The sequence below is a fragment of the Rhizobium sp. BK008 genome, assembly GCF_014197345.1.
Taxonomy (GTDB): domain Bacteria; phylum Pseudomonadota; class Alphaproteobacteria; order Rhizobiales; family Rhizobiaceae; genus Rhizobium; species Rhizobium anhuiense.
Map to the genome: position 1 here is coordinate 281,566 of NZ_JACIFK010000007.1, position 17,353 is coordinate 298,918.

General features: G+C 61.6%; 15 protein-coding genes and 1 tRNA gene. 5 read left to right on the top strand and 11 right to left on the bottom strand.

Going from position 1 to position 17,353, the window contains the following annotated elements; genetic code table 11:
• Positions 1-18: 18 nt before the first annotated feature.
• The 5 genes from FHT69_RS25525 to FHT69_RS25545 form a co-directional block, all read right to left on the bottom strand.
• Complete coding sequence (locus FHT69_RS25525) at positions 19-1,572, bottom strand: sugar ABC transporter ATP-binding protein (RefSeq protein WP_048338242.1); 1,554 nt, start codon at positions 1,570-1,572, stop codon at positions 19-21.
• Between the two features lie 104 nt (positions 1,573-1,676).
• On the bottom strand, positions 1,677-2,666 hold the full coding sequence (locus FHT69_RS25530; RefSeq protein ID WP_048338243.1) for an ABC transporter substrate-binding protein: 990 nt from the start codon (positions 2,664-2,666) through the stop codon (positions 1,677-1,679).
• Positions 2,667-2,874: 208 nt separating this feature from the next.
• Positions 2,875-3,321 (bottom strand): RbsD/FucU family protein, encoded by a 447-nt coding sequence (locus FHT69_RS25535; RefSeq protein WP_063474752.1) that lies wholly within the window; start codon positions 3,319-3,321, stop codon positions 2,875-2,877.
• A 9-nt stretch (positions 3,322-3,330) separates the two neighbouring features.
• On the bottom strand, positions 3,331-4,350 hold the full coding sequence (locus FHT69_RS25540) for an aldo/keto reductase (protein ID WP_127430993.1): 1,020 nt from the start codon (positions 4,348-4,350) through the stop codon (positions 3,331-3,333).
• A 94-nt stretch (positions 4,351-4,444) separates the two neighbouring features.
• On the bottom strand, positions 4,445-5,947 hold the full coding sequence (locus FHT69_RS25545; RefSeq protein ID WP_132573635.1) for a UxaA family hydrolase: 1,503 nt from the start codon (positions 5,945-5,947) through the stop codon (positions 4,445-4,447).
• A 340-nt stretch (positions 5,948-6,287) separates the two neighbouring features.
• Between FHT69_RS25545 and FHT69_RS25550 the strand changes: the two genes are divergently transcribed.
• Positions 6,288-7,187 carry a GntR family transcriptional regulator gene (locus tag FHT69_RS25550; protein WP_047617273.1) on the top strand — a complete coding sequence of 300 codons (900 nt, stop codon included), beginning with the start codon at positions 6,288-6,290 and terminating at the stop codon, positions 7,185-7,187.
• Positions 7,188-7,269: 82 nt separating this feature from the next.
• Here FHT69_RS25550 and FHT69_RS25555 read toward each other — a convergent pair whose 3' ends face one another.
• Positions 7,270-7,947: a DJ-1/PfpI family protein gene (locus FHT69_RS25555; protein ID WP_168332503.1), complete on the bottom strand. Its 678-nt coding sequence runs from the start codon at positions 7,945-7,947 to the stop codon at positions 7,270-7,272.
• 74 nt (positions 7,948-8,021) lie between these two features.
• Here FHT69_RS25555 and FHT69_RS25560 point away from each other — a divergent pair, with 74 nt between their 5' ends.
• On the top strand, positions 8,022-8,987 hold the full coding sequence (locus FHT69_RS25560) for a GlxA family transcriptional regulator (protein WP_097543248.1): 966 nt from the start codon (positions 8,022-8,024) through the stop codon (positions 8,985-8,987).
• Positions 8,988-9,053: 66 nt separating this feature from the next.
• On the top strand, positions 9,054-11,051 hold the full coding sequence (locus FHT69_RS25565) for an ABC transporter ATP-binding protein/permease (protein WP_063474750.1): 1,998 nt from the start codon (positions 9,054-9,056) through the stop codon (positions 11,049-11,051).
• A 22-nt stretch (positions 11,052-11,073) separates the two neighbouring features.
• Here the strand turns inward: FHT69_RS25565 and FHT69_RS25570 are convergent, their stop codons facing one another.
• Positions 11,074-11,535 carry a MarR family winged helix-turn-helix transcriptional regulator gene (locus FHT69_RS25570; RefSeq protein ID WP_028757469.1) on the bottom strand — a complete coding sequence of 154 codons (462 nt, stop codon included), beginning with the start codon at positions 11,533-11,535 and terminating at the stop codon, positions 11,074-11,076.
• A gap of 127 nt (positions 11,536-11,662) precedes the next feature.
• On the opposite strand from FHT69_RS25570, the gene FHT69_RS25575 reads away from it, so the two are divergent.
• Complete coding sequence (locus FHT69_RS25575; RefSeq protein WP_028757468.1) at positions 11,663-12,040, top strand: nuclear transport factor 2 family protein; 378 nt, start codon at positions 11,663-11,665, stop codon at positions 12,038-12,040.
• A gap of 149 nt (positions 12,041-12,189) precedes the next feature.
• On the opposite strand, the gene FHT69_RS25580 is transcribed toward FHT69_RS25575, so the two are convergent.
• The 4 genes from FHT69_RS25580 to FHT69_RS25595 all read right to left on the bottom strand — a co-directional run bounded on the left by FHT69_RS25580 (position 12,190) and on the right by FHT69_RS25595 (position 15,875).
• Positions 12,190-13,680: an MDR family MFS transporter gene (locus FHT69_RS25580; RefSeq protein ID WP_028757467.1), complete on the bottom strand. Its 1,491-nt coding sequence runs from the start codon at positions 13,678-13,680 to the stop codon at positions 12,190-12,192.
• A gap of 388 nt (positions 13,681-14,068) precedes the next feature.
• Positions 14,069-14,542 (bottom strand): hypothetical protein, encoded by a 474-nt coding sequence (locus tag FHT69_RS25585; RefSeq protein WP_028757466.1) that lies wholly within the window; start codon positions 14,540-14,542, stop codon positions 14,069-14,071.
• Between the two features lie 176 nt (positions 14,543-14,718).
• Positions 14,719-14,794, bottom strand: a tRNA-Thr gene (locus tag FHT69_RS25590).
• A 121-nt stretch (positions 14,795-14,915) separates the two neighbouring features.
• Complete coding sequence (locus FHT69_RS25595; protein ID WP_028757465.1) at positions 14,916-15,875, bottom strand: NAD(P)H-dependent flavin oxidoreductase; 960 nt, start codon at positions 15,873-15,875, stop codon at positions 14,916-14,918.
• Between the two features lie 287 nt (positions 15,876-16,162).
• Between FHT69_RS25595 and FHT69_RS25600 the strand changes: the two genes are divergently transcribed.
• The gene (locus FHT69_RS25600) at positions 16,163-17,350 is read left to right on the top strand and encodes a regulator (protein WP_183906135.1); all 1,188 of its coding nucleotides are present in this window, start codon (positions 16,163-16,165) and stop codon (positions 17,348-17,350) included.
• The last annotated feature ends 3 nt before the right edge of the window (positions 17,351-17,353 follow it).

Here is a 17,353-nt window from a genome sequence, read left to right on the forward strand (position 1 = left end):
CCCTCTTATTCTTTTGGCTCAGACGCCGATCGCTTCGCTGAGCACTTCTTCATGCGTCGCCGCGTGGAAATCATGGCTGGCGACGATCTTGCCGGCGCGGAAGACGTGCAGCCGGTCGGCCAGTTCGTAGACTTCGGGCAGGTAGGAGGAGATCAGGATGATGCCCGCGCCGTCCTTCAGAAGCTTGGCGAAGAGCCGGTAGATTTCCGCCTTGGTGCCGACGTCGACGCCGACAGTCGGTTCGTCGAAGATGAAGAGCCGGGCGCCATGGCTCAGCCATTTGCCGATGACGATCTTCTGCTGGTTGCCGCCCGACATGCTGGAGGCCGGAACGCGCCGGCTCGGCGTCTTGATGCTGAGATCGCGAATCTGCTTGTCGGCATTGGCCGACTCGCGCGCATGGTTGATCACAGGTCCGTGGCTCAGCCGTCCGAACACCGGCAGATTGATGTTGAGGCCGATCGGCAGGTTGAGGCAAAGCCCTTGGTCGCGCCGGCTTTCCGGCGCCAGCGCAATGCCGAGCTCCATCGCGGTGCGTTCGTTCTTGATGTCGACGCGCTTGCCCATCCACTGGATATCGCCTGATGTCGTCGGCTGGCGTCCATAGAGCCCGAGCGCGAATTCGCTGCGCCCGGCGCCGATCAGGCCGTAGAGCCCGACGATCTGGCCCGCCTTGACGCTGAGCGACACATCTTCGAAGCCCGGACCGGAAAGGCCGTTGACGGCAAGGATCGTCTCGCCGATCGCAATCTCTTCCTTGTGGTAGATCTGTTCGATCGAGCGGTTGATCATCAGCGCGATCAGCTCGGCATCGTTGGTCTCGCCGATCAGGCGCGTGCCGACATGCGTGCCGTCGCGCAGCACCGAGACACGGTCGGCAAGTTCGAAGACTTCCTCCATGCGGTGGCTGATATAGACGATGGTGACGCCTTCGCCCTGCAGGCGGCGGATCAGCTTGAAGAGCTGCGCCGATTCCTGGCGGGTGAGATAGGCGGTGGGTTCGTCGAAGATCAGGAACTGCGTGCCGCGCATCGCCGCGCGCGCCGTTGCCACCAGCTGCTGCTGGCCGATCGTCAGCGAGCTCAGCAGCGCACCGGCCGGCAGACCGAAGCCGAGATCGTCGAGCACGGCCTGCGCCATCTTCTCCATCTGCTTCTTGCGCATCAGGCCGTAGCGGTTGACCTCGTCGCCGAGGAAGAGATTGGCGGCGACCGTCAGGTGCCGGCAGAGCACGACTTCCTGATGGACGGCGTTGATGCCGCGGGCGATCGCCTCGTTCGGCGTCGACAGCCCCACCGGCTGGCCGCACCACAGCACTTCGCCGGCCGTACGGGTGATGACGCCGGTCAGCAATTTGATCAGGGTGGATTTGCCGGCGCCGTTTTCGCCGACGATGGCGTGGATTTCACCGGCGAGGAAGGTCAGCGTCGCTGGCTTCAGCGCCTGCACATGACCGTAATTCTTCTGCAGGCCCTTGAGTTCGAGGATAGGCGATCCGGCGGGAATTCGATTGGCTTCTTTCAGCGTCGCGCTGTCATCATGGCGATGACTGACCTCTTCCAGTCCGATCATGGACCTCTCCTCCTTGTGTCACGTCTGCTCCACCCCCGGTAACCATACCATGGATGGAAAAGGCCGCGCCGGTTTTTGAAGCCGGCGCGGCCTGTCTGTCTTTGTTACTTGATCTTCGGGTTCAGCAGTGCGTCGATCTTCGGATCGGCCATATTCGCCTTGGTGACGAGGTTTGCGCCGGTGTCGACATTGGCTTCGACCTTCTCGCCCTTGGAGACGGCAAGAGCGGTCTTCACGCCGTCATAACCCATGCGGTAGGGGTCCTGAACGACGAGGCCGGCAATCGCACCATCCTTGAGGAAGCCGACCGTCTTGTCGTCGCTGTCGAAGCCGATGACCTTGATCTTGTCGCCGAGCTTGTTTTCAGCAATCGCCTGGCCGACGCCCTGCGCCATGATCAGGTTCGAGGCGAAGATGCCGACGAGGTTCGGGTTTGCCGTGATCAGGTCGGTCATCATGTTGAGGCCGGTCGTTGCCTGGCCGTCGCCGTACTTGTCGGCAATCACCTTCAGGCCGGGATACTTGGTCTTCACCTGATCCAGGAAGCCTTCGCGGCGCTGTTCCAGCGAGCCGACGCCCGGAAGATTGGTGAGGATGACGATTTCGCCCTCTTCCTTGCCGGTGGCGCCCTTGATGGCGGCGGCAAGACCGTCGGCGGCGATGCGGCCGCCCTGAACGTTGTCGGTCGTCAGGAACGACTTGAACGCCTTGGAGTCGGCAGCGGAGTCAATGCCGATGATCGGAACCGACTTGGCGGCTTCATCGATCGGCTTGCCGAGCGCCTTGAATTCGGTCGGCGAAATGACGACGGCGGCCGGCTTGCCGGCAACAGCATTCTCCAGAATGCTGATCTGGCCGTTGACGTCGGATTCGGCCTGTGCGCCGAGTTCCGGCACGTTGACGCCGAGATCCTTGCCAGCCTTGCGCGCGCCGGCCAGAACGATCTGCCAGTAGAAGGACGTCGTGTCCTTGACGATGATCGGGATCGTCACGTCGGCGGCAAACGACGTTGCCGGCATCGCCGTGGCGATGACCGCGGCACCCGCAAGCGCCGTAAAGGCGCGACGGGACAGAAGGGATTTCACGATACTCATAAGGGTTCTCCTCTCAGGGTGCGTTCTCCTCCGAATAAATCGGCCGCTGAACGCAGGCGGACGATTTTTATCGATAAAAAACATTTGCAGGGAGAAGCTAGCCGAGGCGCAATCAAATTGCAAGTGCGTCAATCTGGCTTTTTTGCTTTGCTAAACTCCACCCAAGCAACTGATTTTATTCCAATAGTACGATACCCTAAAATAGGGTTCAGGCCAGATCAACCTCATGCGGATGGACGACACCCTTTTTCAAAATCAGGTTACCGTACAGCCGGAATTCCGTCGTCGCGACGATATAGGTGGCCTTGCGGGCCATCGCGTAGAAGGCAAAGCGCTCCACCGGCACGATGCGGAAATCGCCGGCACGCTTAGACACGATCTGCTGGAACTCGGCGCAGACTTCGGGCATCGCATCGGGATCGCCCACCACTTCCATCCGCCACGCCGTTTCCGGCACGAAAGTGTCGAGCGGCATGTGGGTGAGGATCGCCTCGGCCATGTCAGTGGCGCTGACGCCGTCGGCGCGAATGACGGGCGGGCCCATCGAGCCCGAGGGAAAATTGGCGTCCGCTATGACGATGTCGTCACCATGTCCCATCGTCTTCAGCGCATGAAGCAGGTCGGGGCCGAGCAATGGATGAATACCCTTGAGCATAATGTCTCCTCAGACCCGCACCGCTTCGGCGCCGAGCGGCGGCGCGACCAGCGTATAGGGCTCGAATTCCCCGTAGATCTCGTCGGTAAGCCGCGGCTCGACGATCTCCATGTTGCGCTTCAGGCTCGAAGCCTTGGCCGTGCCGATCAGCACCGATGCGACGACCGGATCGCGCAGCGGAAACTGCAGGGCGGGAGCCGCGAGCGGCACCCCATGGCTTTTGGCGATCGCCTCCATGGCGCCGACCTTGGCAAGCACATCGTCGGTTGCCGGCATATAATCGAAATGCGAGCCCGGCACCGGGCCGGTGGCGAGAATGCCGGAATTGAAGACGCCGCCGACGACGAGCGACGTGCCCTTCTGCCGGCAGAGCGGCAGGAGTTCGGCAACGGCCGAACGGTCGAGCAGCGTATAACGGCCGGCAAGCAGGATGCAGTCGAGATCGGCATGGTGCATGACGTCGAGGCAGACGGGCACTTCGTTGACGCCGAGGCCGAAGGCGGAGATCGCGCCCGAGGATTTGAGTTCCTCCAGCGCCTTCACGCCGGAATCGAGAAACTGCTTCTGGTGGACCGCATTCTTCGCCGCGCCATGCGTATAGACGCCGATATCGTGCACATAGAGAATGTCGATGCGGTTGAGGCCGAGGCGTGCATAGCTGAATTCGACCGAGCGCATGATGCCGTCATAGGAATAGTCGTAATCGGCGTCGAAGGAGAGCGGATCGACATAGCTGTAATCGGGCACGGTGCCGGTCGGCACCGGCCGCAGCAGCCGGCCGACCTTGGTGGAAAGCACGTAGCTGCCATCCGGCTGGTCGCGCAGGAAATCGCCGACCCGCCGTTCGGCGAGACCCAGCCCATACCAGGGCGCGACGTCGAAATAGCGGATGCCGCTATCCCAGGCCGCCTGCAGCGTGTCCATCGCCTGCTCGCGCGGGCAGGCACGGTAGAGACCGCCGAGAGCTGCCGCGCCGAAACTGATTTCGGTCACCTCCAGCTTGGTCTTGCCGATCTTTCTCGTCTTCATCATTCCTCCTCGCGAAGAAGCTGAAACTGTCTATCCGGAGCAATCCCGGGAAAAGTGTGAAGCTGTTTTCCAAGGGCTTGCGTAAAACAAAAAGCTAGAGCGTTGCGCCCAGATGCCAGGGCACGAATTCGTTATCGCCGTAGCCGAAGAGCTCGCTCTTCGTCTTCTTGCCCGAAGCCGTATCGACGATGAGGTCGAAGATTTCGCGGCCCTTGCCGCTGATCGTCGCGTCGCCGGTGGCGATGGTGCCGCAATCGATGTCCATGTCCTCTTCCATCGACGCATAGAGCGCCGAATTGCTGGAAAGCTTCAGGGACGGTGCCGGCCGGCAGCCGAAGCAGCTGCCGCGGCCCGTGGTAAAGGCGATCATATTCGCCCCGCCGGCCACCTGGCCGGTCGCCGAGACCGGGTCGTAGCCGGGGGTGTCCATGAAGACGAGCCCGGGGGCCGTGACCCGCTCGGCATAACCATAGACCGCCGTCAGCGGCGAGCGCCCACCCTTGGCAACCGCGCCGAGTGACTTCTCCAGAATGGTGGTCAACCCGCCGCGCTTGTTGCCGGGCGACGGGTTGTTGTCGAGCGAGGCGCCGTGCAGAGCGACATAATCCTCCCACCAGGCGATTTTCTCGTCGAGCTTCTTTGCCACCTCGTCGCTGACGGCGCGGCTGCGCAGAAGGTGCTCCGCACCATAGATTTCCGAAGTCTCCGACAGGATCGCCGTACCGCCGGCCGCCGCCAGCAGATCGGCTGCGACACCGAGCGCCGGATTGGCGGTGATGCCGGAAAAGCCGTCCGAGCCGCCGCATTGCAGGCCGATGATGATCTCGCTCACCGACATCGGCACGCGCTTTTCCTTGCCGACATCGGCAGCGATCTCGCGCAGCATGCCCATGGCCCGCTCGACCGCGCGGCGGGAACCGCCGGCATCCTGAATGTTGAAATGCCGCTTCGAAGCGCCCGCACCGCTCTGGCCGTACAGCGTCAGCTGGTTGACCTCGCAGCCGAGGCCGATCATCAGCACGCCGCCGAAATTCACATGCCTGGTATAGCCGGCGAGCGTCCGGTGCAGCACGTTCATGCCGTCGCCGGTCGAACTCATGCCGCAGCCCTGGTCATGCACGATCGGCACGAAACCGTCGATGCCCTCATAATGCGGCAAGATCGTCCGGTTCGCCTCGTCGGCGATCGCCCGGCAGACCGTGGTGGAACAGTTCACGCTGGCGATGATGCCGATATAGTTGCGGGTCGCTGCCCGCCCGTCGGCGCGGCGGTAACCCATGAAGGTGCGCGCCTTGTCGTCGGCCGTCGCCGTCTCCGGCGCCGAATTGGCGGTCGCCGCCAGCCGGTCGTTTTCGAAATGCAGGTTGTGGCTGTGCACATGGTCGCCGGCCTTGACCTCTTCAGTGGTGCGGCCGATCGCCTGTCCGTATTTCACCACCGGCGACCCGAGCGGAATATCCGCTATCGCCACCTTGTGGCCGGGGTCGATCTTCTGACGGGCTTCGATGCCGGCAACCGTCGAACCCGGCGCGATTGCCGCCGTTGCGACCGCGACATTGTCTCCGGCCGAAAGGATGATCCAAGGCAGTTTGTCCAATTTATTCTCCCCAGAGCATGATGCCGAAAACTGTGAGCGGTTTTCGGACGACATCATGCTCTAACTCTTTAATTTAGAATAGGATTCAGATTTTTGGCCGACCCGGCCTAAAATCATCCTGTTCTAAGGAAACACTCGCTGCATCGGCGAATGCGCATTGATTTTGTTTTTTATCTACAATAAACATTTTCAAGTCAACGGGAATATTGATCCTGTGGACGAGGGAGGCAATGAGCCGCAGGCGACCGGAAATAAGCTAAAGGTCGTTTGAACAAGCCCCGGTCCGCTCTGTCCTGCTGTGAAGCGGGAAGGCGCTCACGAGGGCGGAAAGCGGGGTCTGGTGGCACGGCAGAATACGGTCTTCAAGGAAGCCTACAATAGGTATGCTGCAGCCTTGCGCACGGATACCGCACTGCCCTCGGAGCCGGAGATCGCCGCCCAGCTCGGCGTCAGCCGCTCGACGGCGCGCGCCATCCTGACGCGGCTCAGCGAAGAAGGCATCATCCGCTGGAACAAGCGCCAGAAGATCGTGCTGCGCCAGCCGACGGACCGCGACCTCTTTCCCTCGGAAGAAACCGATTCCCTGCACGACATCATCGAGCGCAGCTTCATGCAGCGCATCCTTGCCGATGATGCAGCACCCGGCATGCAGATCAACGAATTGGAGCTAGCCCGCGAGATCGGCACCGGCACAACAAGCGTGCGCGAATTCCTGATCCGCTTCTCCCGCTTCGGCCTCATCGAGAAACGGCCGAACAGCCACTGGACGCTCAAGGGCTTCACCCGCGAATTCGCCCTCGAGCTCGCCGATGTGCGCGAGATGTTCGAGCTGCACTCCGCCGCCGAGTTCGGCCGGCTTCCGCGCGACCACCAGGCCTGGATCGATCTCGCCGCCATGCGCGACGAACATCACGCCATGCTTGCCGACATCAACCAGCGTTTCAAGGACTTCTCCGTCCTCGACGAGCGCTTCCACCTGTTGATCCATCGCGCCTCGAAAAACCGCTTCATCGCCGATTTCTACGACGCCATCGCCATCGTTTTCCACTATCACTACCAGTGGAACAAGACCGCCGCCCGCCAGCGCAACGAACGCGCCATCCACGAACATCTGGATTATATCGCAGCCCTGGAATCCGGCGACCAGGCGGCAATCGAAACCGCCTGCCGCGCGCATCTGCACTCCGCCCGCCAGACCCTGCTGCAATCCCTGCCGCAGATTGCCAGTGAAACTGCGTGAGGCGGGGAGAGTTATTCCGGGAAAAGTGCCGCATTGGGTGCCTGCAAAAACCGGCCGGCGTCTTCAGCTGCTCAATTCCCTTTCAAATATCTCCCGGCAATTGCGACAATATCCTTTCGCGCGCGGCGCGCGATGCGGAAAGGCGCTGCCTCGTATCTCCCAGCACTTTTGCTGAAGCTTCCTTCGGCGTGCCGGAAGAAAATGGTGGTGCGGGAGCATATTCCAGAGCGAGCTGGACCGTTTCGGCTTCTGTCTGCCCCAGAAGCTCGCCAATCACGGATAGTCCGAAATCGATGCCCGAGGTGACACCGCCTGCGGTGATCAGGTTGCCATCCTGTACGACTCGCTCCTCGACGGGCGTGGCGCCAAAGCGCGGCAGGAAATCGAGCGCATTCCAGTGGGTCGTCGCGCGTTTTCCCTTGAGCAACCCCGCCGCCCCCAGCACCAGCGCGCCCGTGCAGACAGACGTGACGTAGCGCGCCTTCACCGCCCGCTCCCGAACAAAAGCGAGCACCATCTCGTCGAGCAACAATGCGTTGATACCGCTTCCGCCCGGAATGCAGAGAACGTCGAGTGGCGGGCATTCCGCAAAGGTCGTGGTCGGCGTCAAAGACAGCCGGGTAGAGGCCAGAACGGGCCGCAAATCCTTCCAGATCAGATGAACCTCTGTGCCTTCAGCCGAGGCGAAAACCTCGTAAGGGCCGGTGAGGTCGAGTTGCTGAACATCGGGGAAGACGAGGATTCCGAAAGAAAGAGGCATGGGGAAACTCCTGATTGACTTTCCCAATCCTAGTGGAGCAATGATTGGCGTGTTTGCCAATCATCCCTCCGTTCATGCCAAATAACCCTCGCCGTATCGAAATCCTGACCTTCCCCGACAGCCAGCTTCTTGATGTGGCAGGCCCTTTGCAGGTCTTTGCAACGGCAAACGATCTGGCTGCGCTTGCTGACAAAGCGAGGCCCTATGAGACTGTCGTGGTGGCGCAATGCGCTCAGGTAAGAACATCGTCGGGTCTCGCCTTGGCAGCCTCCCCGTTGCCGTCGCCGGATGCGCCGCTGGACACGCTCGTCGTGGCGGGAGGCTGGGGTGTCAATGCGGCTTGTGAAAACCGCGATCTGGTGGAATGGGTCAGAGGCCGCTCAAAGGCGGCGCGGCGCACCGCTTCCGTTTGCAGCGGTGCATTTTTGCTGGCGACAGCAGGATTGCTCGACGGACGGCGTGTCGTCACGCACTGGCAGCGTTGCGCTGAATTCACAAAACGCTTTCCGTTGGTGCGCCTCGATCCTGACCCCATTTTTGTTAGTGATGGCGACATGTGGACATCCGCCGGCGTGACAGCGGGCATCGACCTTGCCTTGGCGCTCATCGAGATCGACCTGGGTCGGAAGGCGGCGCTCGCTGTCGGGAGGCAGTTGGTGGTTTTTCTGAAGCGGCCGGGCGGACAGTCGCAATTCAGCACGGCCCTCTCACTGCAGGAAAATGACGGGCGTTTCGACCAACTGCACGCATGGATCATGGAAAACTTGAGCCGCCCATTGCCGCTGGCGGCTCTTGCCGCACGGGTCAACATGAGCTCGCGCAGTTTTTCGCGGCATTATCGGCAGGTAACAGGGCTGACGCCGGCCCGGGCGATCGAAGACATCAGGATCGAAACCGCCCGACGCTTGCTGGATGAAGGCCAGTCTGTTGCCCGGGTCTCCAGGCGTTGTGGCTTCGGATCGGAGGAAACCATGAGAAGGGCCTTCCTGCGCCACTTCGGTACCAGTCCGAAAGCCTACCGCGAGCGGTTTGCCGGGTAGACGCCGGATACCATCCTCGGTACCGGCATCATGAAACCTTTTGATTTGTAAGCCGTTATCGCTGACATGACCGACGCTAAATTGAAACCGAAATCGGTCGACGGCACCGAGCCGGACGGTGCCGAGAAGTCGCGCCAGGAGAAGGCATCGACTGTCGAAGTCGCGCTGCCGCCAGATGCCATCCAACCCGATCCGGAGCTAACGCCTGAAGAGACCGAGCAGGCGCGCAAGCGCTATTTGCTGAAACGTTTCTGGATCAGCGCGCGCCGTTACTGGAGCCGCGATGGCGACAAGTTCGCTTGGCCCTTCTCGATCGGGCTATTGGCCCTGATCGGCATGAATGTCGGCTTCCAGTACGGAATCAATCTGTGGAACCGCGGGATATTCGACGCCATAGAGCGGCACGATGCGGGCACCGTCTATTTCCTGAGCGCTGTATTCGTGCCGCTCGTGCTTGGAACTGTGGCTATTGTCACTGTACAAGTCGCCGTTCGCATGATGATCCAGCGTCGGTGGCGTTCCTGGCTGACAAGCGCAGTCATCGCGCGCTGGCTCGCAAACGGCCGTTACTATCAGTTGAATCTCATCGGCGGCGACCACAAGAACCCCGAAGCGCGCATTTCCGAGGATTTGCGGATTGCCACCGAAGCACCCGTCGATTTCATCGCCGGTGTCATTTCCGCATTTCTGGCGGCCTCGACCTTCATCGTCGTGCTCTGGACGATCGGCGGGGCTCTCACTCTGCCGATCGCAGGTTGGACCGTCACCATTCCCGGCTTTCTCGTCATCACTGCGGTCCTTTACGCCGCGATCACCTCCAGCTCGATGGCGGTCATCGGCCGCTATTTCGTCCACGTCTCCGAGGCGAAAAATCAAGCAGAAGCCGAGTTTCGCTACACGCTGACGCATGTGCGGGAAAACGGCGAGAGCATCGCCTTGCTCGGCGGCGAAGAGGAGGAGCGTAATGACCTCGATAAGACCTTCGCCAATGTGCTCAGGCAATGGGCGCTCCTTGCCCGCCAGCACATGCGCACGACGCTTGTGTCGCATGGATCCATGCTGATTGCGCCAGTCGTCCCGGTCCTGCTGTGCGCGCCAAAATTTCTCGAAGGCAGCATGACGCTGGGACAGGTCATGCAGGCTGCCTCTGCCTTCGCCATCGTTCAGGGGGCGTTCGGCTGGCTTGTTGATAACTATCCGCGTCTTGCCGATTGGAACGCCTGTGCACGGCGCATCGCCTCGCTGATGATGTCGCTCGACGGGCTGGAGCGCGCCGAACAGAGCGACTCGCTCGGGCGCATCAAGCATGGTGAAACCGAAGGCGAGGCGATGCTCAGCCTCAACGATCTCTCCGTATCGCTTGACGATGGCACCGCCGTGGTCACGGAAACGCGGGTCGAGATCGAGCCCGGCGAACGGGTGCTTGTGGCCGGCGAATCCGGGTCCGGCAAGAGCACGCTGGTGCGGGCGATCTCAGGTCTCTGGCCGTGGGGAAGCGGCAGCGTCAATTTCCACGCCGACAGACGATTGTTCATGCTGCCGCAACGACCCTATATCCCGTCCGGCACGCTTCGCCGTGCCGTCGCCTATCCCGGCGCCGCCGACAGCTGGACGCTGGATAAGATCAAGGCGGCCCTCGACAAGGTCGGGCTCGATTATCTCAACGACAAGATCGAGGAAGAGGCGCCCTGGGACCAGACGCTGTCGGGCGGCGAAAAGCAGCGTCTCGCCTTTGCGCGCCTGCTGCTCCACCATCCCGATATCATCGTGCTGGATGAAGCAACCTCGGCACTCGATGAGAAGAGCCAGGATAAGATGATGCATATGGTGATCGATGAATTGCCCGACGTGACCATCATCAGCGTCGCGCATCGGGCTGAACTGGAGGCCTTCCATAGCCGCAAGATCACGCTCGAGCGGCGCAAGGGCGGCGCAAAGCTTGTCAGCGATATCGATCTCATCCCGCGCAGGCGAAAACCGAACCTGCTTGTACGGGTTTTGAAGAACCCATCCGTGCTGAAAGAGGGCACGAGTTCGCATAAGGACAGCACAGTCCCAGAATAGAAATTCTCCGCCTGGCCAAAACTCAGCAATCGCCTGACGCCGACTCTGCGCTCGCCATCTGATCCAGATTGTCGATCAGCCGCTTGAGCAGACCGACAAGTTGTCCTGCTTCCGCGTCGGTGAACCCGGCCAATGCCTCTTCATTCCCCTGGAACAAGGCCGCAATCGCCTCCGGCATGCCGTCCCGCGCGGCCTTGGCCAGCACGATGCGGCTGCTGCGACCATCAGCCGGGTCGCGTGTCCGCTCGATCAAGCCATCCCGCTCCATGCGGGCGAGCATCTGCGCCATCGGCGGTTGCTCGACCCTGGCAAAGCGGGCGAGATCGCGCTGCGTGCTTGCCTTGCCATCTTGCAGCGCCACCAGCACAGGCAATTGGCCGACACCGAAGCCGAGCGGTTTGAGGCGTGTTTCGCTCAAGCGCGCAAATCCGCGCGCCGCAAGACTGATGAGATGCCCCGGCGTCGAAAGCACGTCTTCATCCATTCCGCTTGACCTCTTGCCTGCGCTTGATCATAAGATATATACGTACATATGTATATTGATGCGCGGCATTCGGCAATATCGTTTGATGCCGCCAAGCTGATCTTTCAAACTCCATTGAGGAAATGACATGTCCAACAATGACGTCGAAATGCTCAAGCGCGTCTATGCCGGCTTCAACGCCAGGGACATCGACGCTGTCCTCGCCGTCCTTTCCGACGATGTCGCCTGGGCCAACGGCATGGATGGCGGCCATGTTCATGGTCGTGAGGCCGTGCGCGACTATTGGACACGCCAATGGGCTGTCATCAGTCCACATGTCGAGCCGGTCGCCTTTGCGGAAACGGACGATGGCACTGTGGCTGTCGAGGTGATCCAGTTGGTCTTTGACCTCGACGGCCGGCCGCTGGAAGGGCAAAGCCACGGCCTGAAGGACAAGACCGTCACGCATATCTTTCGCATCGAAGGCGACAAGATCGTCCGCTTCGATATTCGGGATGCCCTGTAAGGAACTATGCCGGAGGTTCGCTCCGGGCGCGTTGCGGCCGCCATGTCCGGAAAATCACCTCTGCATTTCGAGACAATCTCGTCGACAACGAGATTCAGGAGACGTGCGAAGCGGTTTGCCCGGAGCCCTTCCGTGAATAACTGAACCGCCTAATGCGAGGCCGCCTCGCTTGCGACAGCCGCCCCCTCGCGCTTCCGGCCGGGCCCGACCGGGATCAGCCAGGTGGTGAAGAAGGTCAGCACCGCGACGACGACCACGCCCCAGAAGCTCCAGTGCAGCGCCGCATTGAAGACGGCGCGGATGGCCGGATCGGCGGCGAGCGCCGAAAGCCCGGTCGGCTGGTTCAGCGCCTCATGCAGGCCCGCCGCCGCCTCGCCGCTCGCATAGTGATTGATGCCGGCATTGAGGATGGCGCCGAGCACGGTGGCGCCGAGCGTATTGCCGAGGCTGCGGGCAAAGATGATCGAGGCGGTGGCGCTGCCGCGCATCGACCATTCGACGCTGTCCTGCACCAGCACGATGCTGGTGAGGCTGATGAGACCCATGCCGAAGCCCATGAAGAAGGAGCCGGCGCCGGCAATAACAGGCGAACTCTCCGGTGTCAGGAACAGAAGAAAACAGGCGCCGAACGGAAACAGCAGGCTGCCGACACGCAAGGTGCGGCGGATGCCGAAGGCCTTGTAGAAGCGGCTGGAGAGCATCACCGACAGGGGCCAGCCGACAACCAGCATCGTGAGTGTGAAGCCTGCAACGATCGGCGAGCGGCCGAGCACGCCCTGCACATAGATCGGCAGGATTGTCGAAAGCCCGATCAGCGCCATGCCGGCCAGCAGCGTCGCCGCATTGCTGGTCGCGATCAGCCTTCGGCTCCAGAGCGGGATCGAAATGATCGGCTCCGGCGCCCGCTTCTCCTGGGCGAGAAAGAGAAGGCCCGTGACCACGAAGACGGAAAAAAGCGAAATCAGAATCCAGGCGCTGGCATCGGTTTCCGTCAGCATGACGAGCAGTGCGACGATCGAGATCGAAAACAGCACCGATCCGAGGTAGTCGATCTTTGCCTGCTTGTGCGCCACGTCCTCCTTCAGGAAGATCATGAAGGCGATGATCGAGATGATGCCGATCGGCAGGTTGATCCAGAAGATCCAGGCCCAGGAGATGTTGTCGACGATGATGCCGCCGGCCAGCGGCCCGACGACGGCCGAGGTCGCCCAGACGGTCGCCATCGCGCCCTGCACGCGGCCGCGTTCCTCGAGCTTGAAGAGATCGCCGATGATGGTCATCGTCACCGGCTGGATGGCGCCGGCGCCGAGCCCCTGCAGCAGCCGGAACAGCACCAGCGACATCATCGACCAGGCAAGCCCGCAAAGCAGCGAGCCGACGAGGAAGATCAGGATGCCGCCGATCAGCACCGGCTTGCGCCCGAAAATGTCGGAAAGCTTGCCGTAGATAACAGTGGTCGTCGACTGCGCCAGCAGGAAGGCCGAAAACACCCAGCTGTAATAGGAAAAGCCGCCGAGCTGCCCGACGATGCGCGGCATCGCGGTCGCCACAATCGTCGCCTCGATCGCCACCATGAAGGTCGCGAGCATGATGGTGGCGACGATAAGCACGCGGTTCGAGCGTTGCGCTGCATTCGACATGACGATCCTCTTCGGGTGCTCCGCATGGCCGGAAATGTCGGCGGGCTGGCTGGGTGTGGGGCGATGCGCCGCTTGCGGAGTGATGGGTAGTTTTACGTCCGCAGTCGCGAGTCGTAAAGCCGTTCCCGCGGCAGCTGTTGTTTTCGTCCGAGGTGGGAGCGGCCGAAGCGAAGGCCCCGGTGCCACTTCGATCGGAGTGCCACCTCGCCCGGAGCCCTTCATTCCATCAGGCAGTCAGGCGGCAATCGGCCCGATCTTCATTGCGGGCAGGCCTCGCCGGTCGTCCCGCTCTCCGCGGAACCGGCGGTGCAACCCGGCGTCGGCTGTCCGGATTTTGGCGCCCGCCCGATAGCTGACCAGTCTGTTGGCGGTTGAAACAGCCATCCTCTCATTCGTCATCCATCAAATGAAACTCCCGCGCCGCCTGAGGGCAGAGAAGCCTGAACTGCTCGATCAGCGGCGGCATACCAGAAGCACACGATACGTCTGAATTCTCTCGCAATGGGAAAGTGACGCGCAGCGGTTCTCCCGCAGAAGGTTCGAACGATAGGGTGCCTTCGCTGCAATTGGCGGTGGAACGGAAAGTGTCTTTTCCATTCGTTTTTGTGTACTCCGCCACGCACTGCTTTACAGTCAGTTTGCCGCCATGAGCTGTTGTCTCATGCCCTGGGTCTCGCTTGCAATATTCCTGGAAGTCGGCCCGAGTGACCTTTCCTTCCATAACTGCAGTGCTTGAATCGGTACCGGTCTTACTGACCAGCGTTCCGTTCCATCCGGCACATGAGGCGAGAGGGAAGTCTGCTGCCTGCGCAGCGGACAAGCTAAATGTGAAAAGCGCGATACTTAAAAGCGAAGTTCTCATAGGTCCTCCTAATCGCTAACCTGCCCTCGTACGATCGATATCGGTCGCGCATATGTAGATGAAGGGCAGCCCAGCCGCCATGAGTGAAGAGGCTCTAATTGCTGAAATTTTGCCTGCAGAGCGGCCAAATGCAGCTCAAGGCAAACGCAGGATTTTAAGAGAGGCTTATAAAGAAATGGTGCCGCTTGCAGGACTCGAACCTGCGACCCCATCATTACGAATGATGTGCTCTACCACCTGAGCTAAAGCGGCATTTCACGGCCGAAGCATGCGGCCCGCGATTTGCATGGCGCTGATACAGCCATTGTTCGAAGATTTCAAGCGCCCTGTCATGGCTTTGGCAAAAAAGAGGGGAGGGCCGAGAAGGCGCGGCTCAGAGCGCCAGCCGGGCGCGCGCCGCCTTGTATTCGGCCTCCAGCCGGTCGACGAGGTTTGCCACCGGCTCGACGGCCTTGATGGCGCTGATGCCCTGGCCGCTGCCCCAGATGTCCTTCCAGGCCTTGGCGCCACCGGTCGCCTGCTCGAAATCCATCTTCGAGGGATCGGCCAGCGGCAGGTTGTCGGGGTCCATGCCGGCCGCCACGATCGAGGGCTTGAGGTAGTTGCCGTGTATGCCGGTGAAATAGTTGGAATAGACGATGTCGCCAGCGGCGCCTTCGACGATCGCCTGTTTGTAGGCGTCGGCGGCGCGCGCCTCTTGCGTGGCGATGAAGGGCGAGCCGATATAGGCCATGTCGGCGCCCATCGCTTCTGCGGCGAGGATCGCGCCGCCGGTGGAAATCGCGCCGGCGAGCAGCAGCGGCCCGTCGAACCATTCGCGGATTTCCTGGATCAGCGCAAAGGGCGACAGCGTGCCGGCATGGCCGCCGGCGCCGGCCGCAACCGCGATCAAGCCGTCCGCCCCCTTGCGGATTGCCGAATGGGCGTGGCGGTTGTTGATGATGTCATGCAGCACGATGCCGCCATAGGAATGGACGGCGGCGTTGACCTCGGGCACGGCGCCGAGCGAGGAGATGACGATCGGCACCTTGTATTTGACGCAGAGCGAGAGGTCGTGCTCCAGCCGCTTGTTCGACATGTGGACGATCTGGTTGACGGCAAAGGGGGCGGCCGGCCGCTCGGGATGGGCGGCGTCGTGGCGGGCAAGCTCCTCGGTGATCTCGGCCAGCCATTCGTCGAGCTGGCTTTCCGGCCGAGCGTTCAACGCCGGAAAGGCGCCGACGACGCCCGCCTTGCATTGCGCCAGCGTCAGCGCCGGATGCGAGATGATGAACAGCGGCGAGCCGATGACCGGCAGTCTCAGTTTATCCCTCAGGATCGCGGGCAGGGCCATGGTTCATCACTTCCATTGACGTTTACGAAAACGTCAATCTCATAACAGAGATGAAAAGGCGATAAAAGAGCGGCTGCCATGCCTTCGTCGATTTCACCCCGAATATATAGGTCTGAGAAGGCTGATAGAATAAGGTCCGCATGTGCTGAAAGCTGCCGATTATCCCCGCCGATCAACCGCGGCTAGGCCTGCAAGGCTTGCGGTTTGCCGCACTTGACGCTACCGAATTTTGAGAGAGAACGGCGGGGATTGCAGTCCGATGCCGAGTTCATGGTGAAGGACTGGATGTGAGCGGATTAGAAACGGCCATCAGAACAGCGCTCGAAAACTCCGATCGCGACAATCCGGAGGTTCGAGCGAGGATCTACCAGTCGGCCCGCCAGGCGCTCGAAGCCGGTCTGCGCAAGCAGGATATCACCGACACCGAGGTTGTTGCCCATCATCGCCATCGCCTGGAAAGCACCATTCACGCCATCGAAAGCGAGGAGCGTGACCGCCTGCATCCCCGCCAGAGGCCGCCTGAGGTGCCCGTGCCGCCGGTCGTGGAAATGCCGGCACCTCCGGTCCACCGCGACGAGGTGGATGATATCGACAGTCCCGCCGTGTCGGGCGAGACCCGCGCCCCCGAAGTGAGCTTCGGCCGTCGCGATGAAGCGAGCCTCGACGACGTGCATGCCGGCAGCGCCGATCATCTGGCCGCCGCGCCGGTCGGCGAGGAGCGCCTTGCCCGCGGCCAGCGCGCCACCAACATGGATTTCCGCCCGGAGCGGGCGGCCGGCCGCCGCAAGCCGCGCAAATTCTTTTCGCGGCTGCTCGTCTGGTGCGTGCTGCTGGCCTTTATCGGCATCGGCGCCTGGTGGGCGCATACGTCGGGCCTGCTGTTGACCGCAGCCGAGCGCGACACCAGCGTTGCCAATCCGCCGGCAAGCACCCAGCCCGAGGATTTCACCGGCAATGACGACAGCGCCGGCAATACGGCCTCCCCCGCCGATCAGCCGGTGACCATCGATCCGCAGAACAGCTTTTCGGCCGATTGGATCCCGCTGTTCAAGCCTGAGGACGCCGACAAGATTAAGAGCGGTCCCAGGGCGCGCACCGAAAAGATCGCCGAGAATGACGGCCCCGCCATCCGCCTGATTTCCGAGAGCGGCACGGCCGACGGCAATATTTCGATCAGCGTGCCGCCATCGGTGCTGCAGCAGCTTGCCGGCAAATCCTCGACGATCGCGCTGACGCTGCAGTCGACCACCGACGAACCGACCCAGGTCACCGTCGAATGCGATTTCCAGTCGCTCGGCAATTGCGCCCGCCATCGCTTCAACGTCACCCGGGAAAAGTCGGATGCGCTGCTGCAGGTGAAGTTCGATCGCTCGCTGGCGCCGAATGCGCCGGGCACGCTGACGATCAACAGCGATCTCGACGGCAAGGCGCGCGGCATCAACCTCTTTGCCATCCGCATCCTGCCGGGGCAGTGAACT

What these genes read in the sequence shown, in the direction of transcription:
- FHT69_RS25535 (WP_063474752.1), bottom strand. Translation starts at nt 3,321, where the DNA reads ATGCTCAAGGGTATTCATCCATTGCTCGGCCCCGACCTGCTTCATGCG.
- FHT69_RS25565 (WP_063474750.1), top strand. Translation starts at nt 9,054, where the DNA reads ATGACCGACGCTAAATTGAAACCGAAATCGGTCGACGGCACCGAGCCG.
- FHT69_RS25575 (WP_028757468.1), top strand. Translation starts at nt 11,663, where the DNA reads ATGTCCAACAATGACGTCGAAATGCTCAAGCGCGTCTATGCCGGCTTC.
- FHT69_RS25530 (WP_048338243.1), bottom strand. Translation starts at nt 2,666, where the DNA reads ATGAGTATCGTGAAATCCCTTCTGTCCCGTCGCGCCTTTACGGCGCTT.
- FHT69_RS25555 (WP_168332503.1), bottom strand. Translation starts at nt 7,947, where the DNA reads ATGCCTCTTTCTTTCGGAATCCTCGTCTTCCCCGATGTTCAGCAACTC.
- FHT69_RS25585 (WP_028757466.1), bottom strand. Translation starts at nt 14,542, where the DNA reads ATGAGAACTTCGCTTTTAAGTATCGCGCTTTTCACATTTAGCTTGTCC.
- FHT69_RS25580 (WP_028757467.1), bottom strand. Translation starts at nt 13,680, where the DNA reads ATGTCGAATGCAGCGCAACGCTCGAACCGCGTGCTTATCGTCGCCACC.
- FHT69_RS25560 (WP_097543248.1), top strand. Translation starts at nt 8,022, where the DNA reads ATGCCAAATAACCCTCGCCGTATCGAAATCCTGACCTTCCCCGACAGC.
- FHT69_RS25540 (WP_127430993.1), bottom strand. Translation starts at nt 4,350, where the DNA reads ATGAAGACGAGAAAGATCGGCAAGACCAAGCTGGAGGTGACCGAAATC.
- FHT69_RS25595 (WP_028757465.1), bottom strand. Translation starts at nt 15,875, where the DNA reads ATGGCCCTGCCCGCGATCCTGAGGGATAAACTGAGACTGCCGGTCATC.
- FHT69_RS25570 (WP_028757469.1), bottom strand. Translation starts at nt 11,535, where the DNA reads ATGGATGAAGACGTGCTTTCGACGCCGGGGCATCTCATCAGTCTTGCG.
- FHT69_RS25525 (WP_048338242.1), bottom strand. Translation starts at nt 1,572, where the DNA reads ATGATCGGACTGGAAGAGGTCAGTCATCGCCATGATGACAGCGCGACG.